The organism is Dactylosporangium sp. CS-033363 (assembly GCF_050942475.1).
Lineage (GTDB): Bacteria > Actinomycetota > Actinomycetes > Mycobacteriales > Micromonosporaceae > Dactylosporangium.
In genome coordinates this window covers 613,945-639,317 of record NZ_CP192032.1, presented here as the reverse complement: position 1 = coordinate 639,317, position 25,373 = coordinate 613,945, and the positions used below count along the sequence as shown (strand labels likewise).

The 25,373-nt window shown below is 72.8% G+C and carries 24 protein-coding genes and 1 tRNA gene; 7 read left to right on the top strand and 18 right to left on the bottom strand.

Going from position 1 to position 25,373, the window contains the following annotated elements; translation table 11 throughout:
* Positions 1–51 precede the first annotated feature (51 nt).
* On the bottom strand, positions 52–2,658 hold the full coding sequence (locus tag ACQPZ4_RS02980; RefSeq protein WP_433055711.1) for a CHAT domain-containing protein: 2,607 nt from the start codon (positions 2,656–2,658) through the stop codon (positions 52–54).
* Between the two features lie 68 nt (positions 2,659–2,726).
* On the opposite strand from ACQPZ4_RS02980, the gene ACQPZ4_RS02975 reads away from it, so the two are divergent.
* Both ACQPZ4_RS02975 and ACQPZ4_RS02970 read left to right on the top strand, forming a co-directional pair.
* Positions 2,727–3,806: a S8 family peptidase gene (locus ACQPZ4_RS02975; RefSeq protein ID WP_433055708.1), complete on the top strand. Its 1,080-nt coding sequence runs from the start codon at positions 2,727–2,729 to the stop codon at positions 3,804–3,806.
* A gap of 70 nt (positions 3,807–3,876) precedes the next feature.
* On the top strand, positions 3,877–4,716 hold the full coding sequence (locus ACQPZ4_RS02970) for a hypothetical protein (protein ID WP_433055705.1): 840 nt from the start codon (positions 3,877–3,879) through the stop codon (positions 4,714–4,716).
* Positions 4,717–4,811: 95 nt separating this feature from the next.
* Here the strand turns inward: ACQPZ4_RS02970 and ACQPZ4_RS02965 are convergent.
* Positions 4,812–4,884 (bottom strand) — tRNA-Thr (locus ACQPZ4_RS02965).
* A gap of 86 nt (positions 4,885–4,970) precedes the next feature.
* Here ACQPZ4_RS02965 and ACQPZ4_RS02960 point away from each other — a divergent pair.
* Together ACQPZ4_RS02960 and ACQPZ4_RS02955 are read left to right on the top strand one after the other, a co-directional pair.
* A complete protein-coding gene (locus ACQPZ4_RS02960) occupies positions 4,971–6,809 on the top strand; it encodes a metallophosphoesterase family protein (RefSeq protein WP_433066195.1) in 1,839 nt (612 codons plus the stop codon).
* On the top strand, positions 6,806–7,426 hold the full coding sequence (locus ACQPZ4_RS02955; protein ID WP_433055702.1) for a LysE family translocator: 621 nt from the start codon (positions 6,806–6,808) through the stop codon (positions 7,424–7,426). The genes ACQPZ4_RS02960 and ACQPZ4_RS02955 overlap by 4 nt, the downstream gene beginning before the upstream one ends.
* On the opposite strand, the gene ACQPZ4_RS02950 is transcribed toward ACQPZ4_RS02955, so the two are convergent.
* The 8 genes from ACQPZ4_RS02950 to ACQPZ4_RS02915 form a co-directional block, all read right to left on the bottom strand.
* Entirely contained in the window at positions 7,423–8,076 is a 654-nt protein-coding gene (locus ACQPZ4_RS02950; RefSeq protein WP_433066192.1) for a WXG100 family type VII secretion target, read from the bottom strand. The genes ACQPZ4_RS02955 and ACQPZ4_RS02950 overlap by 4 nt on opposite strands.
* Positions 8,076–8,357 carry a hypothetical protein gene (locus ACQPZ4_RS02945; RefSeq protein WP_433055699.1) on the bottom strand — a complete coding sequence of 94 codons (282 nt, stop codon included), beginning with the start codon at positions 8,355–8,357 and terminating at the stop codon, positions 8,076–8,078. Before ACQPZ4_RS02945 ends, ACQPZ4_RS02950 begins: the two co-directional genes overlap by 1 nt.
* Positions 8,358–8,957: 600 nt before the next feature.
* Positions 8,958–9,278, bottom strand: coding sequence for a YbaB/EbfC family nucleoid-associated protein (locus ACQPZ4_RS02940; protein WP_433055696.1), 321 nt, complete (start codon positions 9,276–9,278; stop codon positions 8,958–8,960).
* Positions 9,279–9,352: 74 nt separating this feature from the next.
* Positions 9,353–10,489, bottom strand: coding sequence for an NADH-quinone oxidoreductase subunit D (locus tag ACQPZ4_RS02935; RefSeq protein WP_433055693.1), 1,137 nt, complete (start codon positions 10,487–10,489; stop codon positions 9,353–9,355).
* A gap of 22 nt (positions 10,490–10,511) precedes the next feature.
* Entirely contained in the window at positions 10,512–10,811 is a 300-nt protein-coding gene (locus tag ACQPZ4_RS02930; RefSeq protein ID WP_433055690.1) for a type II toxin-antitoxin system PemK/MazF family toxin, read from the bottom strand.
* Complete coding sequence (locus ACQPZ4_RS02925; RefSeq protein ID WP_433055687.1) at positions 10,789–11,046, bottom strand: DUF6364 family protein; 258 nt, start codon at positions 11,044–11,046, stop codon at positions 10,789–10,791. The genes ACQPZ4_RS02930 and ACQPZ4_RS02925 overlap by 23 nt, the downstream gene beginning before the upstream one ends.
* 32 nt (positions 11,047–11,078) lie before the next feature.
* Positions 11,079–12,002 (bottom strand): SAM-dependent methyltransferase, encoded by a 924-nt coding sequence (locus ACQPZ4_RS02920; RefSeq protein ID WP_433055684.1) that lies wholly within the window; start codon positions 12,000–12,002, stop codon positions 11,079–11,081.
* Complete coding sequence (locus tag ACQPZ4_RS02915) at positions 12,002–13,192, bottom strand: amino acid deaminase/aldolase (RefSeq protein WP_433055681.1); 1,191 nt, start codon at positions 13,190–13,192, stop codon at positions 12,002–12,004. The genes ACQPZ4_RS02920 and ACQPZ4_RS02915 overlap by 1 nt, the downstream gene beginning before the upstream one ends.
* Positions 13,193–13,388: 196 nt before the next feature.
* Here ACQPZ4_RS02915 and tmk point away from each other — a divergent pair, with 196 nt between their 5' ends.
* Positions 13,389–15,482: a dTMP kinase gene (tmk, locus tag ACQPZ4_RS02910; RefSeq protein WP_433055678.1), complete on the top strand. Its 2,094-nt coding sequence runs from the start codon at positions 13,389–13,391 to the stop codon at positions 15,480–15,482.
* Positions 15,479–16,678 (top strand): DNA polymerase III subunit delta', encoded by a 1,200-nt coding sequence (locus ACQPZ4_RS02905; protein WP_433055675.1) that lies wholly within the window; start codon positions 15,479–15,481, stop codon positions 16,676–16,678. The genes tmk and ACQPZ4_RS02905 overlap by 4 nt, the downstream gene beginning before the upstream one ends.
* A gap of 286 nt (positions 16,679–16,964) precedes the next feature.
* Here ACQPZ4_RS02905 and ACQPZ4_RS02900 read toward each other — a convergent pair whose 3' ends face one another.
* The 4 genes from ACQPZ4_RS02900 to ACQPZ4_RS02885 all read right to left on the bottom strand — a co-directional run bounded on the left by ACQPZ4_RS02900 (position 16,965) and on the right by ACQPZ4_RS02885 (position 21,488).
* Positions 16,965–18,803: a hypothetical protein gene (locus ACQPZ4_RS02900; RefSeq protein ID WP_433055672.1), complete on the bottom strand. Its 1,839-nt coding sequence runs from the start codon at positions 18,801–18,803 to the stop codon at positions 16,965–16,967.
* A 152-nt stretch (positions 18,804–18,955) separates the two neighbouring features.
* On the bottom strand, positions 18,956–19,897 hold the full coding sequence (locus tag ACQPZ4_RS02895) for a glycine betaine ABC transporter substrate-binding protein (RefSeq protein ID WP_433055669.1): 942 nt from the start codon (positions 19,895–19,897) through the stop codon (positions 18,956–18,958).
* A 224-nt stretch (positions 19,898–20,121) separates the two neighbouring features.
* Entirely contained in the window at positions 20,122–20,808 is a 687-nt protein-coding gene (locus tag ACQPZ4_RS02890; protein WP_433055666.1) for an ABC transporter permease, read from the bottom strand.
* The gene (locus ACQPZ4_RS02885; protein ID WP_433055663.1) at positions 20,805–21,488 is read right to left on the bottom strand and encodes an ABC transporter permease; all 684 of its coding nucleotides are present in this window, start codon (positions 21,486–21,488) and stop codon (positions 20,805–20,807) included. The genes ACQPZ4_RS02890 and ACQPZ4_RS02885 overlap by 4 nt, the downstream gene beginning before the upstream one ends.
* A gap of 2 nt (positions 21,489–21,490) precedes the next feature.
* Here ACQPZ4_RS02885 and ACQPZ4_RS02880 point away from each other — a divergent pair, with 2 nt between their 5' ends.
* Positions 21,491–22,486, top strand: a complete 996-nt coding sequence (locus ACQPZ4_RS02880) for an ABC transporter ATP-binding protein (protein WP_433055660.1) — start codon at positions 21,491–21,493, stop codon at positions 22,484–22,486.
* Positions 22,487–22,507: 21 nt separating this feature from the next.
* Here the strand turns inward: ACQPZ4_RS02880 and ACQPZ4_RS02875 are convergent, their stop codons facing one another.
* The 4 genes from ACQPZ4_RS02875 to ACQPZ4_RS02860 form a co-directional block, all read right to left on the bottom strand.
* Positions 22,508–22,915 (bottom strand): hypothetical protein, encoded by a 408-nt coding sequence (locus ACQPZ4_RS02875; RefSeq protein ID WP_433055657.1) that lies wholly within the window; start codon positions 22,913–22,915, stop codon positions 22,508–22,510.
* A gap of 109 nt (positions 22,916–23,024) precedes the next feature.
* Positions 23,025–23,324, bottom strand: a complete 300-nt coding sequence (locus ACQPZ4_RS02870; protein WP_433055655.1) for a hypothetical protein — start codon at positions 23,322–23,324, stop codon at positions 23,025–23,027.
* 30 nt (positions 23,325–23,354) lie between these two features.
* A complete protein-coding gene (locus tag ACQPZ4_RS02865) occupies positions 23,355–24,737 on the bottom strand; it encodes an ABC transporter permease (protein WP_433055652.1) in 1,383 nt (460 codons plus the stop codon).
* A 93-nt stretch (positions 24,738–24,830) separates the two neighbouring features.
* Positions 24,831–25,370, bottom strand: coding sequence for a DUF3180 domain-containing protein (locus ACQPZ4_RS02860; RefSeq protein ID WP_433055649.1), 540 nt, complete (start codon positions 25,368–25,370; stop codon positions 24,831–24,833).
* Between the last annotated feature and the right edge of the window lie 3 nt (positions 25,371–25,373).

Here is a 25,373-nt window from a genome sequence, read left to right as displayed (position 1 = left end):
GGACCTGACGAAATCTCGCTCGCGCCCCGACTGAGCGCGGCGGCCACGGCCTCACGCATCCCGCCGTCCCGATTCCACCCCGGCCCAATCGACCGGCGCGCCGCGGACCTGACGAAATCCGGCGCCGATGCAGATGAAACTCGCGGCCGACCGCGCATCCGCGAGCGCGACCTGCGCATCGGCGAGCGCTTCGGCCGGCGAGCGGCCGCGGGCCAGTCCCTCGTGGAAGGCGAGCATGAGCGAATGGGTGCTCGCATCCGGCACCGGCAGCACCGGCGCGATCAGCTGCGCGGCCCCGCGCGCGAGAAACGCCACGCCGAGCCCCATGAGCTCGTCGCCGGTGCGCACAACCGGACGTCCGCCGTCGCAGGCGGCCAGCACGAGCGTGTGCGGAACGCGCGGCAGCCGCTCGATGTCGAACACCATGAGCGGCCCGTCGGCGAGCGCGATCGCCGAGAACAGCGGGTTCTCCGCCGACAGCTGTCCATGTGCGGCCAAGTGCGCAAGCCCGGCCGTGGCCAGCGCGGCCAGCGTCGCCGCCACGGTCGCGTCCGCGCCGGTCAGCGCGACCCCGCCGTGCCGCGCCGCGACCGCCGCCGCCTCGGGCCCGGCCGCCGCCAGCCCGGGACCGGCCACCGCGACCACGGGTCCGCCGTCCGCGACCCGCGCCTGCGCGCGCAGCCACAGCGTCGCCGACGGGGCCACGGTGATCGGCCGCCCGGCGCACGAGGGCAATAGCGCCCAGGGCAGCGAGTGCAGCGGCCCGGTCGGCACCGCGACCAGCGGCCGATCGCCGAGCCCGAGCGGCCCGAGCAGCAGCGCGTCGAGCCGGCTGGCGGCGTCGGCGAGCAGCGCGGCCGCCGCGGGCCGATCCAGCCGGCTCACCGCGAACGCGACCCGATCGACGAGATCACCCACGTCCGCTGAGCCGAGTTCGTGCACCCGGGCCCGCCCGTCGACGACGGTGATCGCATACAGGGCACCGTTCCGGCGGACGTACTCGACCAGCCCGCACTCCCCCAGCGCCGCCCCGAGCTCCGCGACCGACGCCGGCCGCCCCGCCGGCGTCCCCGACCCGCCGTCCAGGTGCCGGCTGCGATCCCGGATCCGCCGCTCCAGCATTGCCTGCCGGGCTGCCGACGGCCGATCGGCGTGCATGACCGCGCGCAACCGCGCGAGCAGTTCGGTCAGCAGCGGATCGTCGGGCGGCCGGACCGGCGTGGCGGGCAGCCGGCTGGCCCGGGCCCGCTCCGAGAACTCCAGCAGCGTCGCCGGCCGCCCGGTCGCGAACGCCGTCTCCAGCCCGAGCGCGGCCAGGTCGGCCCGGTGCGCGGCGGCGTGCACGCGCAGGTCGGTGGCGCCCATCGCGGCCCCGTGCTCGTCCAGGATGCGCAAGCCCGCGCGGGTCGCGGCCAGCGTCCCGGACGTGTCGCCGAGCGCCTGCCGCTGCAAGGCCCGCGCGTACCACCCGCGCGCCCGCACCAGCGCCGGCCCCCGGCTCCGCGCGGCCGCGGCGGCCCGGGCGAGGTACGGCGCCCCATCGTTGACGAGGCGGGCCGCGACGAGTGCGGCGTCCGTGGCCGCCCCGGGCCAGCCGGCGGTCGCGAGCGTGGCCAGCATCGCGTCGAGCACCGCGACCGGCACCCGCGGCCGGCCCCCACCGGCCAGCCGGGCGCGCAGGCCGCCGAGCCGGGCGAGCTCGGCGTACGCCGGACGGTCCTGGGCCCGGAACGCCCGCCGCGCCGCGTCCGCGTGCCGCCCGGCCGCCGCCGGATTCCCGGACAGCAGCTCGGCCTGGGCCAGCAGCAGCTGCACCTCGGGCACCTTGAGATGCCGGTGCTCGCGCCGGTACGTCGACACCGCCCGCGCCGCCGCCTGCCCCGCCTCCGCGGTGAGCCCGACCGTCAGCAGCAGCTCGGCCCGATCCTGGTGCAGGGTCCCGAGCTGCGCCCCGTGCGCCCCGATGATCCGCTCGGCCCGGTCCAGGTGCCGCAGCGCCGCCGGCACGTCCCCGCGCAGGGTCTCCATCAGGCCGAGGTTGTTCGCGATGAGCCCGATGGTCAGCGGCCGCCCGAGCTCCCGGGCGAGCTGCTCGGCCTCCCCCAGATCCCGCGCGGCCGCGGCGAACGCGTGCCGGTCGGCGTGCACGAGCGCACGATTGATGAGCATCCGTTGTACCCCGAGCAGGTCCGCCTCCCGCCGCAGGACCCGAAGCGCGGCGTCGTACTCGCCCAGCGCCTCGTCCAGCCGGCCCATGTTGTGCAGCACGATCCCGCGCTGCGCCCGCGCCCGCGCGGCCGGCACCCCGTCGAGGTCGGGCAGGGCCGCGTCGATCTCGCGCAGCGCCGCCTGGGGCCGCCCGCGCTGGAGCACGGCGAAGGCGAGCTTGTGCCGGGCCTCGGCGGTCAGCTGGGGCGAGCCGGCGCGGGTACCCCAGGCGGCGGCGCGGCCCAGGTGCCGCACCGCGCCGGCGAGGTCCCCCTTGTGCAGCAGCGCGTGGCCCCAGGCCCGCTCGGCGGTCGAGGCGGCCGCCGCGTCCCCGGCCCGCACCGCCGCGCGGGCGGCCCGCTCGGCCAGCGGCAACCCGCTGCCGGGATCGCGGTCGACCGCCGCGACGGCCGCGGCCGCGCGCTCCAGCAGCCCGTCCGGGTGTATCACCGGCGCGGTTGGCGACTCTGGTCCGTATTCGGACAGCTGGACCTCCCGTGTGAAAGGACACTGGCGCCATGGTGGACAACCCGGATGAGCTCGTCGTCGATCTCCTGCACCTGAAGGTCGTCGAGGACATGCTGGAACGTCTGGACATCCCGTACAACCCGATTGCGGATTCCGACCGGGACGAGCGACTCGGCCTGGCCCTCGTCCGGGGGATCGCGTCCATGGACGTCGGCGAGGCCCTGGCCATCGTGCGCCAGCGCTGCGCCGCCGAGCGCGACGGCTGGATGCCGACGATGGGGCGCAACCGCGACGTGGAGGCGGTCGTCGGCGAGAGCCACAAGCCGATGGACGGCGGCCCGCCCGGGTTCGTCGAGGGCCCGGTGACCATCGCCCCGCTCGGCGCCCCGGTCGACGAGACCTCCGGCCGGGGCGTGCGCGTCGGCGTCATCGACACCAAGCCGGCGCCGCCCGGGACCGACCCGGTGCCGTACCGCTCCGGCCACGCGATCTTCGTGAAGAGCCTGATCAAGGCGTACGCGCCGGGGGCCGAGATCGTCGAGCTGGCGCTGCTCGACTCGGTCACCGCCCGGGCCAGCTCGTGGGAGACCGCCCGCGCGATCATGGACCTGGCCGCCGATCCGGACCGGCCGCTGGACATCCTCAACCTCTCGCTCGGCTGCTACACCCTGGCCGGCGGCCCGCCGCTGGTCATCGCGCGCGCGATCGAGCGGATCGGCGCGAACGTGCTCGTGGTGGCGGCGGCGGGCAACCACGGCCTGTTCGAGACGCTCACCAAGGGCCGCGACAAGCACTCGGCGACCTGGCCGGCCGCGATCCCGCCGGTGGTCGCCGTGGGAGCGCTCGACGGCAACGGCGCCGTGCCGGACTGGAGCGCGAAGCTGCCGTGGGTGCAGTACGCCGCGCCAGGGGTGGCAATCGTGGCCGAGTACCTCAACGAGGCCGAGGTGGAGCTCCCCGAGGGCCGGCAGAAGTTCACCGGGGCGGCCAGCTGGAGCGGCACGTCCTTCGCCGCCGCCATCGCGTCCGGGGCCATCGCCGCGCGCACCATCCCCGGCTCGCGCACGCCGTTGGAGGCGCTGGAGAAGATGACCGGCCCGGACGGCGGCGGCCCGGTGCGCCGACTGTAAGAAGCCCGACCGAATCACGGCTCCTCCTCGTGCATCTGCCTTGTGTACGCAACACGAGGAGGAGCCGGTTATGGCATGGAGAGCGGCAAAGTCCATCCTCGCCCTGTTCGAGCAGCTGCAGCTGGCCGCGCCGCGGGCCGTTCCGCCGGGCACTGACCCCAAGTCGTGGGGCACGGTGGGCAACGACCTGCACGACGAGAAGAGCGACCACACGCCGCACGATTTCCCCGGCTGGGGCGACAACATCGTGACGGCCGGGGACTTCCCGAACGTCCCCGGGCTCGGACTGGACGCGCGCAAGGTGCTCGACGACATCCGGCGGGCCCGGGACCCGCGGGCGAAGTACGGCATCAGCAACGACGAGATCTTCAGCAACCACGACGCCGACCAGGACGGCAAGCACTACCCGGCCTGGACCTGGCGGCCGTACCTGCCGCACGACCCCGACCGCGACCAGCACCGCGAGCACGGGCACCTGTCCGTGGTCGGCGACCCGCGCGCGGACGGCACCCAGGCGTGGCCGACCCTCGGCGGCCCGCGGGCATTCGATGAGGAGGAAGAGATGGGCGCATCATTCGGGCCGATCCAGCTGGAGGCCACCCAGACGTCACTGACGATCCCGCCGGTACAGGCCGGGCTCGCCGACCCGCGCAAGGTGTGGCTCAACGTCGGCGCCGACAGCGGCAACGACGCCTACGCGCTGCGCATCTGGGGCAGCAACGGCGAGGGCAACTGGTTCCCGGTCGACACCGGCGGCAGCCGCGACGGCATCCACACCCTCAAGTCGGGCGTGGTGCTCTCGATCGAGCTGGCCAAGGGCCTGCGCGTGCTCTCGGTGACGCGCATGCCGATCGAGGCCGGCCGCCCGCCGTACGCAGGGTCGATCTCGGCCTGCTTCGAGCGGGCCTGAGCGTCTGGTTTTCGAGCCGGCCTGAGCGTCTGGATTTCGAGCCGGCCTGAGCACACGGAAAGGGCCCGGGACGCCTGTCCCGGGCCCTGTTGCCGAGCCGCCTAACGGAATCGAACCGTTGACCTATTCATTACGAGTGAATCGCTCTGCCGACTGAGCTAAGGCGGCAACGGTTCCCAAGTGTACGGCACGCCCCCGGGCGTCGCGCGAGGGGTTTCCCCCTTGGTCGTTAGCCGGGTAACGTCCGGCGCGTGATGCCCGACGATATGCCGCCCGCGCCTGGTGAGCTGAGCGCCGACCCGGGCGAGCCGCTGCTGCCGCTCCCCCAGGAGGACGCCGAGGCCCTGCCCGCGCCACCCGGCGGGCGGCCGACCGCGCTGGACCCGGAGCAGATGGGGTTCACCCCGCGGCGGGGCGTGCCGTGGCTGAGCCCGGTGCTGCTGAGCGGTACGGCGGTGCGGGTGGTGCTGGCCGACCTCTTCGGGGCGTACCTCGACAAGCGCGAGCTGCAGGACGCACTCTCGCCGCGCATCCTCCGCGAGGGGCCTGGCTTCGCCGGCGAGCTCACCGACGAAACCGGCGAATCCAGCGACACGGCATGGCCGGACGACGGCGAGCTGTGGCTGGACTACGCGGCCGACACCGGCGACGGGTTCAACGCGACCTACTCGGTGGCCTATCTGCTGGCCCAGCCGAGCCTGAGCGTCGACGGCCAGGAGCTGCCGCGGGGCGAGGTGCTCGTCCTCGGCGGCGACCAGGTCTATCCGACGGCGAGCGGGCAGCAGTACGAGGACCGCTTCAAGGGCCCGTTCCGCGCGGCGATGCCGGAGATCCCCGCCGAGGGTCCGCAGCCGAGGATGTATGCGGTGCCGGGCAACCACGACTGGTACGACGGGCTCACCGCCTTTCTGCGGCTCTTCGTCCGCGGCGACGAGGGCTCGGTCGGCGGGTGGCGGACCCGGCAGTCGAGGTCGTACTTCGCGGTCCAGCTGCCCAACCGCTGGTGGCTGCTCGGGCTGGACGTGCAGGCGGGCGCCTACATCGACGACCCGCAGCTGCGGTACTTCCGCTCGGTGGCGGCCCGCCTCGGCCCCGGCGACAAGGTCATCATCTGCCCGCCGTCGCCGAGCTGGGTGGAGGCGACCGACGACCGCAAGGCGTACGACAGCCTCGACTACTTCGTCCGCACGATCATCGACCCGACGGGCGCCGAGGTGCGCGCGATGATCTCCGGCGACCTGCACCACTACGCCCGCTACTCCCGCCCCGGCCGCGAGCTGATCACGTCGGGCGGCGGCGGCGCGTACCTCTACCCGACCCACGAGCTGCCCGAGAAGATCTCGGTGCCGCCGGTGCGCTCGCTGGTCCGCAACGCGTCGCCGTCGCGCACCTACGAGCTCAAGCAGACCTTCCCGACCAAGGCCCAGTCGCGCGGGCTCGCGTTGGGCGTCTTTTGGCGCGTATCGTGGCGAAATCCTGTGTTCCTGGCTCTTCTGGGCCTGTTGCAGCTGCTCACGATGCTGTCGTTCGTCAACGCCGCCGACCGCGTGGTGTCGGGCGTCGAGCAGCGCCTGGTCACCGTGCCGGCCGTGCTCATGGTGATCATCGACCTCCTGGGCACGTGCATGCTCGCGATGCCCCGCTCGGCCGGCCAGCGAAGGCCAAGGCACTGGCTGCTCGGCCTGCTGCACGGCCTGGCGTTCGTGGGCCTGGCCACGCTGGGCACCTGGGCGTGGCTCAGCCTGCCGTTCGTGGACCTCGCCTGGCCGTTCCCGCTGCTGATTTCCGTCGTCCTGTACCTCCCGCTGGCCGCCGTCGCCGCCGGCGAACTGTTCGCGCTGTACCTGCTCATCGCGGCCAAGTTCGACGTGAACCTCAACGAGCTGTTCGCCGGCCAGGGCATCACCGGCTACAAAGGCTTCCTCCGCCTGCACTTCCAGCGCGACGGCTCGCTGACCATCTACCCGCTCGGCGTCCGGCGCACCGGCCGGCACTGGCACGCCCGCCCGGACGCCCCGCTCGACGCCCCGTGGTTCGAGCCCGGCCGCCCGATGGACGTCCACCTGATCGACACCCCGATCGTGATCAGATGAGCTCGTACCTCCAGTTCCTGATCTTCGCCGCGATGCTCGTCCTCATCCCCGGCGCCGACTTCACCATCGTCGTCAAGAACACCCTGATGGGCGGCCGCCTCCGGGGCGCCTGGGCCTCGGCCGGCGTGAGCGCGTCGAACGTCCTGCAGGGCGCAGCCGCGGTGGCCGGCCTGGGCGCCGTCATCGTCCGCGTCGAACCGCTGTTCCAGGCGGTGAAGTGGGCCGGCATCGGGTACCTGCTCTACCTGGCCTTCGACTCGTTCCGCTCCTGCTACCGCGGCCGGTATCCGGCCCTGGACGAGGCCGTCCCCGACTCCCGCGCGGCGCTGACCGGCTTCCGGCAGGGCTTCCTGTCGAACATCACGAACCCGAAGGTCCTGGTCTTCTACCTGGCCGTGCTGCCCCAGTTCCTGGGCCCGTCCTCCCCGCCGCTCACCCTCCTGGCGTACGCCCTGAGCCACGCCCTGCTCTCGCTGCTCTACCTGCAGCTCATCGTGGCCCTGCTGAACCGCGCCCGCCGCTTCTTCGCCAACCGCCGAGTCCGCCGCACGCTGGACGCCGCGACGGGCGGCATCCTGGTCGCGTTCAGCACCCGCCTGGCCCTCGAGCACGCCTAGAGTTCGACGCGCGTGACTCCAGGGATAACCGCCCCCTCTTGTACCGCGAGCAGCTGCCACTCCAACCGCCCGAGCCTGGGTTCCCAGCGCCGCCGCAGCTCCTCGGCCGCGTCCAGCCCCTCGGCCGCGGTCCGCAGCACCCGCTCGGCGATCTTTCCCGCCGCCTGCACGGCCGGCACCCCACCCGAGGTCACGACGACGACGGCCTCGGCGGAGGAGATGACCCGGGCGACGGCTTCGGCCAGCTCGTACCGGAACCCCGCGGCCCAGCTCGCCACCCCTTCCGCGTAGCCGGCGGTGGCATCGAGCCGCTCGACGATGCTGTCGAGGTGTTGGTTGAGCCCGCCCCATGCGGTCCGGAACGCCTCGGCGCCCGTCCCCTCCCAAGCGCTGTCGCCGACATCGGCTCCGACCTTCGCGGCCTGCCCCCGAAACTGATCCCGCAGCGCCCGGACCTCGCCGGCCGCGGTACGGAGGGCGTCGACATCGAGCTTGAGCGCGTACTCCAGCACGTCGGCCGGCAGCGCCCCGACCCGCCGCACCAACTCGACGGCGCTGGGCGGCACTCCCCCGCCGGCGAGCAGCGTTCCGACCTTTTGCAGGAGATCGTCCCCGGGCTCGGCGAGCCTCTCAAGCGCATCGGCACCCATCACGGCCGCCCTTCCTCGGCCCCGCGATACCCGGCGGCCGCCTTCCGCACCGCATCGGCGGTTTCGGCCAGCCGCGCGCCATGGGCCACTGCCTCATGCCCCCGCTCGGCCAGCGCGATGGCAAGCAGCCGATACAGGTCACGACTGGCCTGCCCCAACGCCCCATCAGAGTCCGCCCCGAAGACCCGCGCCCCGGGATCGACGACGTTCATGGTGGTGCCCGCACCGGCGAGCTCATCGGCGACTGCATCCAGCCGCCGCGCAAGGTCTTCGAGCCGCACTTCAACCTCCCGCCGCAGCCGTTTGAGTCATCCCACCCGCCGAATCGCGTGCCACGGCAAGTCGGCGCGGCCAATCCCGCAACACGGTCAACCACCCCGACCCAACCCAAGGCGCGGCGAGTCGGCGCGACCAGCCCCGAAGCACGGTCAGTCGGCCCGGCCCAAGCCGCGGCTCAATCGGCAGCGCGGCCAAACAGTCCGGCCCGCCCCACGACGCGGCGCGTCGGCACGGCTCACCCCACGACCCACCGCGTCGGCGCGGCTCACCCCACGACGCGGCGCGTCGGCGCGGCCAACCTCGCAGTCGGCCCCGCTCAATCAACGGCTCAACCGGCGGCGCAGTGGAACGGTCCGGCCCGACCCACGGCACGGCGAGTGGGCGCGGCCGATCCGGCAGCGTGGCGGAGCGGCCCGGCTCGATCCGCGGCGCGGCAAGCCGATCGCGCCGCACCCACAGCCCAGCGGGCCGATTCGACGTGGCCAGCGGCGTGGTGAACCGACCCCGCGGCGCGGTGGGCCGGTCCGGCTCAACCGGCAGCGCAGCGGAACGGTCCGGCTCGGCCCGTGGCGCGGCGGGTCGATGGGTTGCGCTGGTCGTCGTCATCGGAGTTCGCGGTAGTCGCCGAAGGTCTCGGCCTGGAGCTTCTTGCGAGCCCAGGCCGCAGCGTCCCCCGCGGCGGTCACCGCCTCCCGGAGCGCCCGCGACACGGACTCGTTCGTCCTGTTCTGCAGCGGCCCGTTGATCCGCACGTCGCGGATCGTGCCGTCCGCGGTGACCAGGACCTCGACCAGGCCGTCGGCCGAGCGCACGGTCACCTCGACGGTCCGCACCGCCTTGTCGAACTTGGCCTGCAGGGCCTCGATTCGGCGGTAGCGCTCGACCGCCTCCTCGATCCAAGCCTCGTCGATCTCCCGACCCATCCGACCTCCCCGGCACCGACCGTACGGCACCCCGCCGTGCCCAAGGAAGACCGAACTCCACCCTGTGGATAACCCTATTTGTCGATGTCGCCGACGACGAAGAACATCGATCCCAGGATGGCGATGAGGTCGGGGACCAGGGTGCCCGGGAGCAGGGTGGAGAGGGCCTGGACGTTGGCGTACGAGGCGGTCCGCAGCTTCAGCCGCCAAGGGGTCTTCTCGCCGCGGGAGACCAGGTAGTACCCGTTGATGCCGAGCGGGTTCTCGGTCCACGCGTACGTGTGGCCCTCCGGGGCCTTGACCACCTTCGGCAGGCGCACGTTGACCGGGCCGGTGAGCTGGTCGACGCGGTCGAGGCACTGCTGGGCGAGGTCGAGCGAGACGTACACCTGGTCCAGGAGCACCTCGAAGCGCGCGTGGCAGTCGCCGGTCGTGCGGGTCACCACCGGCACGTCGAGCTCGCCATAGGCCAGGTACGGCTCGTCGCGGCGCAGGTCGAGGTCGAGGCCGGAGGCGCGGGCGACCGGGCCGGACGCGCCGAACGCGGCGGCCTGCTCGGCGGTGAGGACCCCGACGCCGACCGTTCGGGCCCGGAAGATCTCGTTGTTGCGGATCAGCTTGTCGAGGTCGGGCATGCGCCTGCGCACCTGGTCGATCGCGGTGCGGGCGCGCCCCGTCCAGCCGGCCGGCACTTCCTCTTTCAAGCCACCGACGCGGTTGTACATGTAGTGCATCCGCCCGCCGCTCGCTTCTTCCAGCACCGCCTGAATCGTCTCGCGCTCGCGGAACGCGTAGAAGACGGGCGTGATGGCGCCGATCTCGAGCGGGTACGAGCCCAGGAACATGAGGTGATTGAGCACCCGGTTGAGTTCGGCCAGCGCGGTGCGCAGCCAGACCGCGCGCTCCGGGACCTCGATGCCCATCAGACGCTCGACGGCCAGCACCACGCCGAGCTCGTTGCAGAAGGCCGACAGCCAGTCGTGCCGGTTCGCCAGCATGATGATCTGGCGGTAGTCGCGCACCTCGAAGAGCTTCTCGGCGCCGCGGTGCATGTACCCGATGATCGGCTCGGCGCTGAGCACCCGCTCGCCGTCGAGGACCAGCCGCAGGCGCAGCACGCCGTGGGTCGACGGGTGCTGCGGGCCGATGTTGAGCACCATGTCGGCGGTGTCGAGGCCGGCACCCGTGCCGACCGTCACCTCGGACGTCATGGAGTCACTCTAGAGGTACACCTCAGAGATCCTGCAGGATGCGCAGCGCGCGCGAGACGTTGTGCATGGTGCTGGTGTCGGCGACCGCCACCCGCTCCACGAACCACCGCTTCAGCGGCGACGACAGCCGGTCGGGCATGACGACGAGCTCGTCGAGCTCCACCGCGAGCGGGGAGTCCCGCAGCTCCTCGGCGTCCGTCACCTCCGCCACGATCACCACCGGGACGTCGGTGCTGTTGAACACGTCGGAGCTGACGATGAGACCGTACCGCTCCCGGGCACCCTTGATGAGCCACACTTCACCGCGACGCACGGCGTCCACGGTATAGCTCGGCGTTGACGAGCGCGATCTCCTCCTCGTCGGCGAGTGCGGACGCGTCGAGATCGATCTTGGCGCGGCGGACCGCCTCGGCGTGGGCCGTGAAGATCTCCCGCAGGGCGCGCTCCTGCGTGGCGCGGTCGATCCACGCGCTGAGCGACACCCCGTCGCGTTCGGCCCAGTGGCGGGCGTCGGCGATGGTCTGGTCGGAAAAGGAGAGAGTCACCTTGGTCGTCATGCCATCGAGTGTACCGCTGGTATGACCGCCAGTCATACCCAGCGCATGACCCAATAGTGACCCCCGAGGCCCGACGGGTCGGTGAGCTCGGCCGCCGCCGAGGCGCGGGCGAGCGCGCGCACGTATCCGGCCGGATCGGTGCTGGCCAGGGCGAGCGGCGGGCGGGCGCCGTCGACCCCGAGCAGGCGCAGGGCGTCCCGCTGGGCCATGACCTGGTCGCCGAGCGAGTCCAGGGCCACGTGGGCGGTCAGGTCGCGGTGGCCGTCGGGGACCGGCTCGACCTGGCGGCCGTCGCGGTACCCGGTCAGCGTGCCGAAGGGCGGCCGCTCGGCGGCGAAGTGGCCGTAGTCGATGGCCAGCGCCAGGCCGCGCTCGACCGTGCCGGCCGCGGCGGCCCAGGCCTCGTCGCGCGGGCGGCCGATCTCGGCGCGGGCCCCGGGCGGCGCGCCGTCCAGCGGCCACCAGCGGTCCAGCCAGGCCGCATCGGCCGGGTGCAGGGGTTCGTCGGTGGGGGTGAGGAGGCTCGTGCAGTACAAAATCCGGCTCTGAAAATCGACCTCGACGATCTCCAGCGGGACGTTGTCGAGCCACTCGGTCGCGATCAGCAGGCCGGCCGTGCGCGGGGGCGGGGTCGCGGACCACTCGATCGTGGGCGGCAGATCACCCGGTCGGGGCGCCCGCTCGACCCCCGTCGCGCGCACGCGGCCACGGACCTCGTCGGGCAGCGCGGCCAGGATGCCGGTCAGCAGCTCGCCGCAGCCGGCCCCGACGTCGACGAGATCGAGCCGCTCCGGGTGCCCCAGGGCCGCGTCGAGCCGGCCGAGCAGGGTGGCAATCGCGCCCGCGAACAGGGGCGAGGCGTGGACGCTGGTCCGGAAGTGGTCGGCGGGACGTTCGCGGATGAAGAAGCCGTCGCGGCCGTACAGCGCCGTCTCCATCGCCTCCCGCCAGCGCATCACAGGAAGGCGTGGCCCTCGCCGCGATACGTGGGGACGACGTCCACGATCTTGTCGCCCCGCACCAGGTGTACCTCGTTCACGTGCTCACACAGCTCGCCGGCCTTGGAGTGGCGGAAGTACACGCGGTCGCCGGGGCGCAGGCCCGACGCGCCCGGGCCGACCAGCGGGGTCTGGACCTCGCCGGCGCCCTCGGTGCCGATCAGCTTGAGGCCCTCCGGCAGCCAGGGCAGCGGCTGGCGGGTCGGGGACGTCTCGCCGGAGGCGATCCAGCCGCCGCCGAGCACGGTCGCGGTGTGCGCGTCGGGGCGGCGGACCACGGACATGGCGTAGAAGGCGGCGGGTTGGGGGCGCCAGGTGCGGTACCCGTCGAAAAGCCACGGCCCGAAGAGCCCGGACCCGGCGGCGACCTCGGTCACGGACGGGTCGGCGGCCGTCGCGGCCACGCTGCCGGTCCCGCCGCCGTTGACGAACTCCAGGTCGGCGTGGCGGCGCACCTCGGCAACGACCGCGGCCCGGCGGGCCAGCAGCTCCGGCATCGAGCGCGCCTGGATCGCGCGGATGAGCGCGCCGCGCACCGGGCGCCCGGGCGGGGCGTCGCCCAGGCCGGCAATCTGGGCCTCGTACGACATCAGCCCGACCAGCCGGAACCCCGGCTTGTTCGCGATGGCGGCGGCCAACGCGCCGGCCTGCTTGACGCTGTGGATCGGCGAGCGGCGGACGCCGATGTGGACCTTGGACAGCGGGCGCCAGGAGGCGTCGAGGTCGATGCAGACCCGCTTGAGCAGGTCGCTCTGGGGCACCAGGTCGAGCTGCTCGACGCTGTCGACCATGATGGTGATCTTGGCGGCCAGCTTCTCCTCGGCGGCCAGGCGGTGCAGCGCGGCGCGGTCGGCGGTGGGGTACGCGACCAGGATGTCGTCCGCCGTGCCCTGCTCGGCCAGCCAGATGGCCTCCGGAAGGGTGAACGCCATGATGCCGTGCCAGCCGGGCTGGGCCAGGGCGCGGTCGATCAGCGCGCGGACGCGGATGGACTTGCTCGGCGCCCGCAGCGGCTTGCCGCTCGCCCTTGCGACCAGGGCTTTGCTGTTCGCGTCGAAGGCATCCAGGTCGACGAGCGCGAACGGCGGGTCGAGGTCGGCGGTGGCGCGCTCGAAGCGTTCCCTCTGAGCGGCACGGGCATTGGACACGCCGTCACCGTAACTTGTGCGATTGGAATATGAAAGAACCTCGCATCCGCTGGCGCGCCGCGAGAATTGTCAGGGGTGGGCTGTAGCGTGAGGGCCGGAGATTTTAGGGGGTGTCGTCATCGCCAGCAGCGATCTCTCCGGATTCGGGGAGCTTCAGGCCGTCCTGCGGATCCGGCCCTTCCGCCGGTTGTGGGCGGTGCTCGGCCTGTCCTCCCTCGGCGACTGGCTCGGCCTGCTCGCCGCCTCGACGTTCGCGGCCGCGCAGGTGTCCAACGAGGCCGCCCAGGGCGTGGCGTTCGGCTCGGTCATCGCCGTGCGGCTGCTGCCGGCGCTGATCCTCGGGCCGGTGGCGGGCGTGTTCGCCGACCGCTTCGACCGGCGCTACACGATGGTCGTCTGCGACCTGCTGCGCTTCCTGTTCTTCGCCTCCATCCCGGCCGCGGCGCTGATCACCCACGACGCCGCGCTGGTCATCACCTGGACGGCCATCGCCACGTTCGTGATCGAGACGGTGGCGATGATCTGGACGCCGGCCAAGGAGGCGTCGGTGCCCAACCTGCTGCCCCGGGCGCGGCTGGAGACGGCCAACCAGCTCACGCTGGCCACGACGTATGGCATCACCCCGGTCGCGGCCGCCCTCGTGCTGATCGGCCTGCAGCAGCTGGTGACCGCGGTCTTCGGCCGCGACGCGCCCGCCGGCGTGCAGCCGAGCAACGTGGCGCTGTGGTTCAACGCGCTGACGTTCCTGGCCACCGCGGCGACCGTGTTCTTCGGCATCCGGGAGATCAGCGGCCGGCGGACGGCGGGGGTCGAGCACAAGCCCGGCATGCTCCGCGAGTTCACCCAGGGGTGGGCCTTCGTCAGCAAGACCCCGCTGGTGCGGGGCCTGGTGCTGGGCATCTTCGGCGCCTTCGCCGGCGGCGGCGTGGTGGTCGGCACGGCCAAGTTCTACGCGGTCTCGCTGGGCGCCGGCACGGCCGCGTTCGCCCTGCTCTTCGCGGTGCTCTTCCTCGGCCTCGGAGTCGGCATCGCGGCCGGCCCGAAGCTCGTCGGCGCGCTGTCCCGGCGCCGCTGGTTCGGCCTGTCGATCATCCTGGCGGCCGGCTCGGTGCTCATCCTGGCCCTGGCCACCCACCTCGCCGTCGCCGTCGGCGGCGCGCTGCTGGTCGGCGTCGGGGCGGGCATGGCGTTCCTGTCCGGCACCACGCTGCTGGGCGGCGAGGTGGCCGACGACATGCGCGGCCGCGCCTTCGCCTTCGTGCAGATGGGCACCCGCGTGGTGCTCATGCTCACGATCTCGCTCTCCAGCGTCATCGTCGGCCTCGGCGGCACCCGCACCATCAACCTGGGCTTCTACGAGTTCGACGTCTCCAGCACCCGCCCGCTGCTCGCGATCGCCGGCGTCCTGGGCGTCTTCGCCGGCCTGTTCGCCCTGCGGCAGATGGACGACAAGCGGGGCGTACCGATCCTGGCCGACCTGCTCGGCTCGATCCGCGGCCGCCCGCTCAGCGCCGCCGACCCCCGGGCCGCCCACGGTCTGTTCATCGTCTTCGAGGGCGGCGAGGGCGCGGGCAAGTCGACCCAGGTCCACCGGCTCGCCGACGCCCTGCGCGCGGTCGGCCGCGAGGTCGTGACCACCCACGAGCCGGGCGCCACACCGGTCGGCTCGCGCATCCGCAGCCTGGTGCTCGACAAGCCCGCCGAGGGCGGCGACGTGGTGACCCCCCGCGCCGAGGCCCTGCTCTACGCGGCCGACCGCGCCCACCACGTGGCGTCGGTGGTCCGCCCGGCCCTGACCCGCGGCGCGGTGGTCATCAGCGACCGCTACGTCGACTCGTCCCTGGCCTACCAGGGCGCGGGCCGCACCCTGCCGGTCGACGAGGTGTCCTGGCTGTCGAAGTGGGCCACCGGCGGCCTGAAGCCCGACCTCGTGGTCCTGCTCGACCTCGACCCGACGGTGGGCCTGGCCCGCGCCGGCAAGCGCGGCGAGGCCGACCGCCTGGAGGCCGAGTCGCTCGCCTTCCACGAGCGCGTGCGCTACGCCTTCCTGGACCTGGCCTCGGCTGACCCGAGCCGCTACCTGGTCCTGGACGCCACGAACGGCATCGACGCCCTGGCGGAGGGCATCCTGCAGCGGGTCCGGCACCTGATCCCGGAGGACGAGTCCTCAATCGAAACGGTCCTGCACGACGCCGCCGAGGTGGCCACCACCCTGACCGGCGACGCCGACGACTCCCCCGCCGTCGCCGGCGACGCCGACGCCTCCTCAGACAAGGGCTCGCGGGTATGACGCCGCCGATCTTTGGGGAGCTTGTGGGGCAGCCGGATGCGGTGGCGACGTTGTCGCGGGCTGTCGCGGCGGCGGATGCGATTGTGCGGGGCGAGGCGCCGGATGTGGCCGGGCAGCAGGCGATGACGCATGCGTGGCTGTTCACCGGGCCGCCGGGGTCGGGGCGGTCGGTTGCCGCTCGTACGTTTGCGGCGGCGCTGCAGTGTCCCAACGGCGGGTGTGGGACGTGTCAGGCCTGCCATACGGCGTTGACGGGCACGCATGCCGACGTGCGGTTCGTGGTGCCGGAGGGGCTTTCGATCGCCGTCGGGGAGATGCGGGCGCTGGTGCTGCGGGCGGCCAGTTCGCCGACGCAGGGGCGCTGGCAGGTGCTGCTGGTCGAGGATGCCGACCGGCTGACCGAGGCGGCCGGGAACGCGCTGCTCAAGGCCGTCGAGGAGCCGCCGGCCCGGACCGTGTTCCTGTTGTGCACGCCCAGCACGCATCCCGACGACATCTCGGTGACGATCCGGTCGCGGTGCCGGGTGGTGCCGCTGCGGCAGCCGCCGGCCGATGCCATCGCCGAAGTGTTGCACCGGCGGGACGGGATCGATGCCGAGACCGCGGCCTGGGCCGCTGCGGCCGCGCAGGGGCATGTGGGCAGGGCGCGGCGGCTGGCTCGTGATCCGCAGGCGCGCAGCCGGCGGGATGCCGTGCTGGCGGTGCCGCGGCGGTTGACCGGGATCGGGGCCGCCTTCGACGCGGCCAGTTCGCTGATCGAGGCGGCCGAGGCCGAGGCGGCGGCGTCCGTGGCCGAGGTGGATGCCAAGGAGCGGTCGGCGCTGGAGACTGCGCTGGGCGCCGGTGGCACCGGCAAGGGGGCGGCGGGGGCGGCCCGCGGTTCGGCCGGGCAGCTGAAGGACCTGGAGCGGCGGCAGAAGTCGCGGGCGACCCGGGCCCAGCGCGACTCCCTGGACCGGGCGCTGGTCGACCTGGCCGGCTTCTACCGGGACGTGATCGCGCACTCCTTCGACGCCGACGTGGCCCCGGTCCACGGGGACATCGACGAGCTGGCCACGACGGCCTCGGAGAAGTGGACGCCGGAGAGCACCCTGCGCCGCCTCGAAGCGGTGCTGGAGTGCCGGGTCGCCATCGAGGCCAACGTCAAGCCGAAGATCGCCGTCGAGGCGATGATGCTGACCCTCTGGCGCGGCTGAACCGGTCCGCCCACCGCCCGACAGATTTCGGCTGGACCGGCGGCTTCCGAACGCTGGACGGCGACTTCCGAAGGCTGGAGGGCGACTTCCGAACGCTGGACGGCGACTGCTCCCACCGGGCGACCGCTTCTTCGACCGCGCGGAACCCCGTGGCGGACGCCGTCAACGCCAGCGATCGCCGTGAACGCCAGCGATCGCCGTGGGGCGTTCGATCACCGCTGACTGGCTGCCCTGCCCCGACACTCGACGGCGGCTCCGGCTGCGGGCCGCCCGGTGCGGGCCGCGGTCAGCGCCAGCGGTCGTCGTTGTTGTCGAACTCGGCTATCGGGCGGGCCGCTCGGCCGCCGCGGTGGTCGTTCCAGCCGTATTCCTCGTCGTCCTGGGAGCGGCGCGACACGCGGTCGTCCTCGCGGGGGGCGGCGGAGGTCCAGCGGGAGGCGGGGTCGGCCGGGGAGGCGGGCAGCGCCGCCTGCGGGCCGCTCAGGCTGCGGTCGGTCCGGCGCACCTCGGACCAGCGCGTCGAGCCGGTCTCGTCGCGGCGCGCCTCCTCGTAGGTGCTCTCCGACCACTGGGCCTCCGGGCGGCGGCCCACCTCGACGCGGGCCTGTTCGCCCGAGGCCCAGCTGCGTTCGCGCTCGCGGCGGGCCTCGGAGCGGCGGGGGCTTTCGGTGCCGGCGTCGTACCGGCCCTCGAACTGGGCGTCGTAGTCCTCGTCCCGGTCGTCGGGCTCGGCGCGGCGGCGGCCGGGGCGGCGCTCCTCGGGTTCGGCGTGGTGGCCGCCGGTGCGGGTCTCCTCGGCGTAGTACTCCTCGTGGCGCACCGTGGCCCAGCGGTCCTCGATGCGGACGTGGGTGCCGGTCTCGTCGGCGTGTACCGCCGAGCGGCGCTCGCCCATCCGCAGCTCGCGCCCGCCGCGTTCGTCGCTGTGGACCGAGGCCCAGCGGTCCGTGGTGCGCATGCCGCTGACGTTGTCGTCCTCGTCCTGCTCGGCGGCCCGGCGGCGGCCGCCGCGGCGCTCGACGTCGGCGGTGCGGGGCGTGGGGACCTGGGGCCACTCGGCGCTCTGGGAGCGTTCCAGGCGCTCGCGGAGCAGCTGTTCGGTCCAGGAGGTCTGTTCGCGGGCCTGCTCGCGAACGGACGGCTCGCGAGCGGGAGCGCGATCGCCGCGGCCGTGGTCGTCGCGCTCAGGGCGTTGGCCGGGGCGGCGCTCCTCGCGGCGGGCGAACTCGTCCTCGCGGGAGTCGCGGGCATCACGGGAGTCACGGGCATCGCGGGCATCGCGGGCATCGCGGCGGCCGTAGTCCTCGTGGCGCTCTTCGCGGTGGCCGTAGTCGTCCCGGCGATCATCCCGGCGCTCGGAGCGGTGGCCGAAGTCGTCGCGCTCAGGGCGGTGGGCGAAGTCGTCACGCTCGGAGCGGTGGCCGTAATCGTCACGTTCGGAGCGGTGACTGAAGTCGTCGCGCTCGGGGCGGTGCCCGTAGTCGTCGCGCTCCGCGCGGGGGCCGTACTCGTCGCGGTCCGCGCGGGGGCCGTAGTCGTCGCGCTCCGCGCGGGGCTCGGGCCGGGGCTCCGGACGAGCGGAGATGCGCTCGGAGCGATCGGGACGGCGCTGCTGCGGGATGTCGGCGCGCGGGCCGGCGCCGTACACGGTGCCGGAGCGGGACTCGTTCGGGTCGACGACCGTGGTCTTGGTGGTGACCTGCACGGTCTCGGTGTGCCGCAGGACGCTCGGCGGCGCCTGGGCGGCCGGGGCCTGGTGCTGCTGCGGCGGGGGCTGCGCGGCCGCCCGTTCGAGCTGCCGGCGCATCATCTCGACCTGGTTCCGCAGCGCGTCGACGGTCTCATGCAGGACGCCGATGCGCTCCATGAGCTGGCCGTGCGTCTGGCGGGCGGCGTGGGTGATGTCGCCGCGGACGTTCTCGCGAAGGGTGTCGATCTCCTCGTACACCATCTCCTCGACCTCGCCCTTGACCGTCTCGCCCTCGCGCCGCAGGGCGATCGACAGGCCGATGAGGACCACGGCGAGCAGGCCGAGGACGGCGGCGAACTGCAGGACGAAGCCGCTGCCCACAAGCAGGAGCAGGGCGGCCAGCGGGGCAAGCCCGACGCCGCCCCAGAAGAGCATCTGGAGCAGTTTGGTGCTCCGCTTTACCCCGGTCACACCGGTGGTCTCCGCGGGGGGCATGAGCAGACAACTTACCTGCTCTTCATGACAAACGAAATGTCCTCTCGTACCGCCTTGAAGTAGGCGGTACGAGAGGACGTCTTACGAACCTGCTAGCCCAGCGATCCGTCGGACGAGAACACCAGCGCGAGCGAGGCGGTGCCCTTCTTGAGGGCGTCCTTGCTCTGCGGGCCGCCGGCGTCGAGGCTCAGGACCTTGCCGAACTGGATGCCATAGGTCTTCTCCAGGCCCGGCTGGCAGAACGGGCGCTGCGGGCACTCCGCCGGACCACCGAGGACGGTGGCCTGACCCGAGCACTTGGAGGCGAAGTCGGTGAGCGTCTTCAGGCCGTACTTCGACGCGAACTCCGACGTCACCGCGAACGCGTTGCCGTCGGTCGCCGTGGACGCCTTGCCGAAGGAGAGGCCCTGCTTGCCGCCCAGGTCCTTCAGCGCGGCCACGGTCTTGTCGACGTCGCCCGAGGCGAGCGCCGTCGCGTCCTTGCCGTTCACGGACTGGTTGATGAACTCGGTCAGCGTCGCGGCGTACTCCGGAACGATCTGGATGTCGCCCTTGGTCAGCTGGCCGTAGTAGACCTCGCGCTTGCCGATGGTCTGCACCGAGGCGTCGTAGCCCGCGGCGTCGAGGACCAGCTCGTACAGCGCGCCGAGGGTGGCGCTCTCGGAGAAGTCGGCGGCGCCGATCTTGATGGCCCCGCCCTTGCCCTTCTCCAGGCCGGTGGTGAGGTTCGCGGTCTTGGCGAATTCCTCCGCCGCGACCTTGGAGGTCTTGCGGTCGACGTCGACCGCCTTGTTCAGCGCGATCAGCTTCTCCACCGTCAGCGCGTCGGAGACCTTGTCCAACGCGGCGATGAGGGCCGGGTCGGCGACCTTGGTGTTGATCGCCGGGATGATGTTGTCCGCCAGCTGGAGCTTCTTGTCGTCATCGAGGACGACCAGCTTCTCTCCAGCCACCGGGGCACAACCCGCACCGCTGACGCTCGCCGGCGCCTCCGTGCCCGAAGAGCCCGACTCGCCACAGGCCACGAGGCCCATGCTGACGAGACCGAGGACGACTCCGAGCGAGGCGCGTATGGCTGTTCGCAAAATGGCCCGCCTTCCGTGTCCCGGCGCGATCACTGTGACCGGCCGCGTGTCCGACGGGCAGCGCTTCAATTGGCAATGGAAGCCCGCCCGCTTCCAAATAGGCAACTCCGGCGATGGAAATTCGGCAACCGCAACCAGGCACGTTTTCGTAACGACGTGTCACCGGATCGTGTTCACACGCGGCCGGCGGCTCGGCGGAGGACCTTCGGTGTGAGCTTCCGCTCAATGATTGCCATCACACCGTCGATGATGAGGGCGAGCCCGGCGACCAGGATCGCGCCGGCCAGGATCTGCCCGCCGTGGCCGGGGCCCAGCCCGAAGCCGGCCGAGATGATCATGCCGAGCCCGCCGCCGTTGACCGCTGTGGCCAGGGTGGCGGTGGCGACCACGGTGGTGGTGGCGATGCGGAGTCCGGTGGCGAGGAACGGTACCGCCAAGGGCAGTTCGATCCTGAAAAGCCGCTGGGCCGAGGTCATGCCGACGCCCTTGGCCGCGTCGCGCACCTCCGGGTCGATCTGGCGCATGCCGGTGTAGGCGTTGGCGAGGAGGGCCGGCAGCGAGAACACCGCGAGCGCGATGATCACCGCCGGTTTTCCCAGGCCGATCGGGGTGAGGGTGAGGATGGTCAGCAGCGCGATGACCGGGACTGCCTGGGTCAGGTTGGACAGCAGCACGATCACCCCGGAGGCGGCCCCGCGGCGGCCGAGCAGGATGCCCAGCGGCCAGGCGACCAGGCAGCCCAGGACAACGGCGCCGGCGGAGATCTCGGCGTGCTCGGCGAGCCGGTCGAGAATGCCGTCGGGGTTGGTCCAGTTGAGCGGATCGTTGAACCAGACCAGGGCGTCCGAGATGACGCTCATGCGACCCGCCTCCGCGTCCACGGGGTCAGCGCGCGGCTGACGAAGATCAGGATGAGATCGAGGACCAGGGCGAGGGCGACGCAGCCGATCGCGGCGGTCGAGATCTCGGCCTTGTAGTAGTTGTTGCGGAACCCGGCCAGGATCAGCGAGCCCAGCCCGCCGTGCGAGCCGACGATCGCGCCGACTGTGACCAAGGCCACCGTCGATACCGTCGCCAGCCGCAGCCCGGTCAGCATGCCCGGCAGCGCCAGCGGCAGCTCGACCCGCCAGAGCCGCGCGAACCTGCCGTACCCCATCGCCGTCGCCGCCTCCCGCACGTCCTCGGGCACCTGCAAGAGGCCGGTGAGGGCGTTGCGGATGAGCACGATGAGGGCGTACGAGGTGAGGGCGAGGATCACCGGCGACCGCCCGGTGCCCATGAACGGGGTCAGGGCGGCGAGCAGGGCCAGCGACGGAATCGTGTAAAGCACGCCCGCTGATGTCAGAATCGGCGTGGCGAGCGGGCGCACCCAGTACGCCAGCACCGCCAGGGGAATCGCGATGACCACCGCGATCACCACTGACCACACGGTAATCACCACGTGGTCGAGGAGCGCATCCCGCAGCGTGTCGTAGTTGTCCTGGACATACGACCAGGAGAACCAGGGGTTGCCCGCCTCACCGCGAGCCAGGAAGGACATGCGTGGACGTTACCGCGAAGCACGATGCCGCGCCGATCACCCTCGATCGGCTGCGCAAGGTGTATCCGGACGGGACGGTGGCGGTCGGGGAGCTCAGCCTCGAGATCGGCAGCGGCGAGGTCACGGTGCTGATCGGTCCGTCGGGCTGCGGCAAGTCGACGGTGCTGCGAATGGTGAACCGCCTCATCGAGCCCTCCGGCGGCCGCATCCTCATCGACGGCGCCGACGCCACGGCCGCCGATCCGACCCAGTTGCGGCGGACCATCGGCTACGTCATTCAGAACGTCGGGCTGTTCCCGCACCAGACGGTGCGCGCCAACGTGGGCACCGTGCCGCGGATGCTCGGCTGGGACAAGCGCCGGATCACCGAGCGCACCGACGAGCTGCTCGAACTCGTCGGGCTGACCCCCGAGCAGTACGCCAAGCGGTACCCGCACGAGCTCTCCGGCGGTCAGCGCCAGCGGGTCGGCTTCGCCCGGGCGCTCGCCGCGGACCCGCGGGTGCTGCTGATGGACGAGCCGTTCTCGGCCGTCGACCCGATCAACCGGGGCCGGCTGCAGGACGAGTTCCTGCGGCTGCGGCGGGCGGTGCGCAAGACCACGATCCTGGTCACGCACGACCTGCAGGAGGCGATCAAGCTCGGCGACCGGATCGCGGTGCTCTCGGATCACGCGCAGCTGCAGCAGTACGCCACGCCGGCCGAGCTCCTCGCGCGCCCCGGCAACGAGTTCGTGGAGCGGTTCGTCGGCGAGGACCGCGGGATCATGCGGCTCTCGGTGACCCCGATCCCGGCCACCGGGCTGCGGCCGGTCGGCGAGGCGGGCGACGGCGCGCCGGTGGTGTCGTCCGGCGCGACGCTGCGGGAGGCGTTCGGGGCGATGCTGGCCGCGGGCAAGGGCGCCGTGGTCGTGCGGGACGGCGACTCGCCGATCGGCGCACTCACCGCCGCCGACGTCCAGGTCGCCCTGGCGTCCGCGGCGGTGGACACGCCCGCGTGATCATGAGCTTCCGGGCGGCGATTACGGTCGCCGCCCGGCCATGGTCGCCAGGCCGATGATCCAGCCGACGATCAGGCCGTACCCCGCGCCGCCGGCCGCGTTCGCGGTGGCCTGGCCGAACGAGGGGTTGGCGAGCAGGAACGACGTGATGAAGGCGGCGAGGGCGGCCGCGAAGATGTAGGCGGCCCACCCGGTGAAGATCGCCGAGATGGTGCCGCGCGCCGAGGCCAGCTGCGCCCCGACCAGCAGCGTGATGAACAGCGCCGTGAACACGATCAGCAGGATCGCCTTCAGGTCGGCCCCGAGCAGGTCGCGCACGGAGGCGTCGCTGTCGAAGGCCCAGGCCGGCCAGGCGAGGGTCTCCAGGAAGATGCCCCGGTCGCCGGAGTTGACCCAGTCGACGTACCAGGGGCTGCCAAAGATCAGCACCAGGAGAAAGGCGACGAGTGTACCGGCACTCGTCGCGGTGCGGTATCGAGATCGCGTGATTGCCATGCCGGGATAAGGCCCCCCGGCCGCAAAAACTAAACCGCGAGCCTCAATGTCCGGATTCGTCCCCGTACTTCATGATGTAGTCGATGAAGGCGGCCCGGACCAGGGGCTCGTTGCCGCCGTAGTCGTGCCCGGTGGCCTCGCGCCACAGGGCGACGGCGTCGTCGATGGTCGCGTCGAGCGAGCCGAGCCACCCGTCCTGGGTGTCGTCGTCGCTGTGCGTCACGTGGGTGAACAGGTCCCAGAAGAACTTGATGTCCCGCCGCTGCCGGGCCAGGGCGAACGCGCGCTCGCGCAGCTCCTCGGTGGGCATCGCATCGAGCTGTTCCAGGGTGACGTCGGTCATGGTCACCAGGTTATCGGGTGACGCGCGCGGCTACCGGGTGCCCCATCGTTCCTCGGCGCCCCAGCCCCGGTCCGGGCCGCGATCGCGGTCGGCGTCGGGCGCGAAGCCGCCGGGCCAGCTGCCGGTGCGGCTGGACGGCGGGGACCAGTTGTCCTCCACGTCGGTCTGCGCCGGGGTGATCGACGGCGGCGTCCACGGCGCGTCCTCGGCCAGTTCGGCGGCGGTGCGCGGGCGGCCGAACGTCTCCACCAGGCGGGTCACCACCAGGCCGAGCGCGATCGCGCCCGCCGCCAGGGCGATGGGCTGGAGCTTCCAGCCCTCGGCAGCGGTGTACCGAAGCGTAAGAGTGATCACGGCGACCGCCAGCAGCGTGCCGAGGACCCCGCCGCGGCGGCCGAAGGCGGAGGTGCCGCCGGCCAGCGCCGCGCCGAGCGCGAGGACGGTGACGGTGAACCCGCCGAACGAGCCGGTCGCGTCGGCCGCCGCCACCCCGCGGTCGTCGAGCGCCACGAGCACCCCGGCGATCGCCGCGAGCAGGGACGATCCGGCGATCGCGAGGCCGGTGAAGGTGGCCGCGCCGCCGCCGCGCCGGTCGGCCGGGTCGCGGACCGGGCGGAAGCGGCCCAGCGCGCGCCGCAGCGGCCGGATCACCCCGAGGGCTCCCCCGCCGGCGGCGAGCACGGCCACGCCGAGGGCCCACCACATCGCGTGCTTGTGCGGGTCGTACGCGCCGTCGACGAGCTTCTCGCTCGGCTGGTTGGCGATCCAGGCGATCAGCGCGAGCGCGACGGCCAGGCTGGTCGCCCAGCCGGGCACGTGGAAGGCGACGACCACCACCGCGATCACCACCCCGACGCCGACCGCGATCAGGCCGGTGATCAGGGCGGTCATGAGCAGGCCGCGCTCGGAGTTGCTCGCGAAGAACAGCCCGGCCGCGAAGGCGATGGAGCCGGCCGCCAGGTTCGGGGCGCCGGCCCGCAGGCTGAGGCCCATGGCCACGGCGACCAGGCCCAGCTCGGCCCCGGACAGCAGCAGCGCGCGCAGCTCGTCGCCGCGCAGGGCGGCGGGGCTGGCGTCGCGGACGAGGTACAGCAGCGCGCCCGCGGCGAGCAGCAGCACCAGCTCCCACAGGGCGTGCACCGCGAACCGGTCCCGGCCGGGCTCGCCGTGCTCGGGGTCGTCGAACACGTCGCCGAGCTGCTGGGCGGTCGGGGTGCGGCGCCGCGGGCTGTCGTCGAAGCTCTCGCCGGACGGTGAGCCGTAGGCGGGCGAGACCGGGAACGCGCCGGGCGTGTACACGGACTGATTGGAAACGCCGAGGGTCGGAGCGTCCTCGGGCACGCCGCCCGAGCGGAAATCGGGTTCCTCCCGGAATCCCGGCTCTCCGCGGAACCGCGAGTCGTCGTACGCCATGGCGCGCGCCTCCTGCCAACCGACGGGTACGCGTCGCACAGTAACCGCGTCAGGTGACGGGCGACAGACCCAGCGATCTGCTCATCCGGCTTTTTATGCGTTCTGGTCGTCGGGGGCCCGGTCGTTGCCGCCCTGGCGGTTCTGCCTGGGCACGTCCTTGTCCCGCTCGCTCGGGGGCACGCGGCAGGAGCGCTCCAGCCAGAGCGCGGCCGCGATGAGCACGATCGATGCGGCCACCCCGAGCAGGGCCTGCGGCAGGTTCTCGGACACCTTGGCCAGCACGCCGCGCTGGGTGAGCAGCCAGGTCGACAGCCCGACGTACATGCCGCCGAAGAGCGCCGCGACCAGCGCCGAGGCCTTGCCGAGCACGGCGTAGCGGGCGATCACCAGGGGCTGGAGCGGTCCCGCGCCCTCCTTGCGGAGGATGCGGTTGCGGGTGGAGTACGCCTCGATGCCCTCGAAGATCGCCAGCCCGATCAGCGTCAGCGGCGGCAGCCAGGGCAGCGTCGGCAGGCTGTTCCAGAAGTTGCTGATCGCGATCCAGGCCAGCGCCGTGGTGGCGAGCGCCGCGATCACCAGCGTGGCCGGGCTGGTCGGCTCCATCCGGCCCTTGGGACCGTTCGGTCCGTTCACGTT

What these genes read in the sequence shown, in the direction of transcription:
- ACQPZ4_RS02975 (WP_433055708.1), top strand. Translation starts at nt 2,727, where the DNA reads ATGGTGGACAACCCGGATGAGCTCGTCGTCGATCTCCTGCACCTGAAG.
- ACQPZ4_RS02970 (WP_433055705.1), top strand. Translation starts at nt 3,877, where the DNA reads ATGGCATGGAGAGCGGCAAAGTCCATCCTCGCCCTGTTCGAGCAGCTG.
- ACQPZ4_RS02960 (WP_433066195.1), top strand. Translation starts at nt 4,971, where the DNA reads ATGCCCGACGATATGCCGCCCGCGCCTGGTGAGCTGAGCGCCGACCCG.
- ACQPZ4_RS02955 (WP_433055702.1), top strand. Translation starts at nt 6,806, where the DNA reads ATGAGCTCGTACCTCCAGTTCCTGATCTTCGCCGCGATGCTCGTCCTC.
- ACQPZ4_RS02950 (WP_433066192.1), bottom strand. Translation starts at nt 8,076, where the DNA reads ATGGGTGCCGATGCGCTTGAGAGGCTCGCCGAGCCCGGGGACGATCTC.
- ACQPZ4_RS02940 (WP_433055696.1), bottom strand. Translation starts at nt 9,278, where the DNA reads ATGGGTCGGGAGATCGACGAGGCTTGGATCGAGGAGGCGGTCGAGCGC.
- ACQPZ4_RS02935 (WP_433055693.1), bottom strand. Translation starts at nt 10,489, where the DNA reads ATGACGTCCGAGGTGACGGTCGGCACGGGTGCCGGCCTCGACACCGCC.
- ACQPZ4_RS02925 (WP_433055687.1), bottom strand. Translation starts at nt 11,046, where the DNA reads ATGACGACCAAGGTGACTCTCTCCTTTTCCGACCAGACCATCGCCGAC.
- ACQPZ4_RS02920 (WP_433055684.1), bottom strand. Translation starts at nt 12,002, where the DNA reads ATGCGCTGGCGGGAGGCGATGGAGACGGCGCTGTACGGCCGCGACGGC.
- ACQPZ4_RS02905 (WP_433055675.1), top strand. Translation starts at nt 15,479, where the DNA reads ATGACGCCGCCGATCTTTGGGGAGCTTGTGGGGCAGCCGGATGCGGTG.
- ACQPZ4_RS02900 (WP_433055672.1), bottom strand. Translation starts at nt 18,803, where the DNA reads ATGCTCTTCTGGGGCGGCGTCGGGCTTGCCCCGCTGGCCGCCCTGCTC.
- ACQPZ4_RS02895 (WP_433055669.1), bottom strand. Translation starts at nt 19,897, where the DNA reads ATGGGCCTCGTGGCCTGTGGCGAGTCGGGCTCTTCGGGCACGGAGGCG.
- ACQPZ4_RS02890 (WP_433055666.1), bottom strand. Translation starts at nt 20,808, where the DNA reads ATGAGCGTCATCTCGGACGCCCTGGTCTGGTTCAACGATCCGCTCAAC.
- ACQPZ4_RS02885 (WP_433055663.1), bottom strand. Translation starts at nt 21,488, where the DNA reads ATGTCCTTCCTGGCTCGCGGTGAGGCGGGCAACCCCTGGTTCTCCTGG.
- ACQPZ4_RS02870 (WP_433055655.1), bottom strand. Translation starts at nt 23,324, where the DNA reads ATGACCGACGTCACCCTGGAACAGCTCGATGCGATGCCCACCGAGGAG.
- ACQPZ4_RS02865 (WP_433055652.1), bottom strand. Translation starts at nt 24,737, where the DNA reads ATGGCGTACGACGACTCGCGGTTCCGCGGAGAGCCGGGATTCCGGGAG.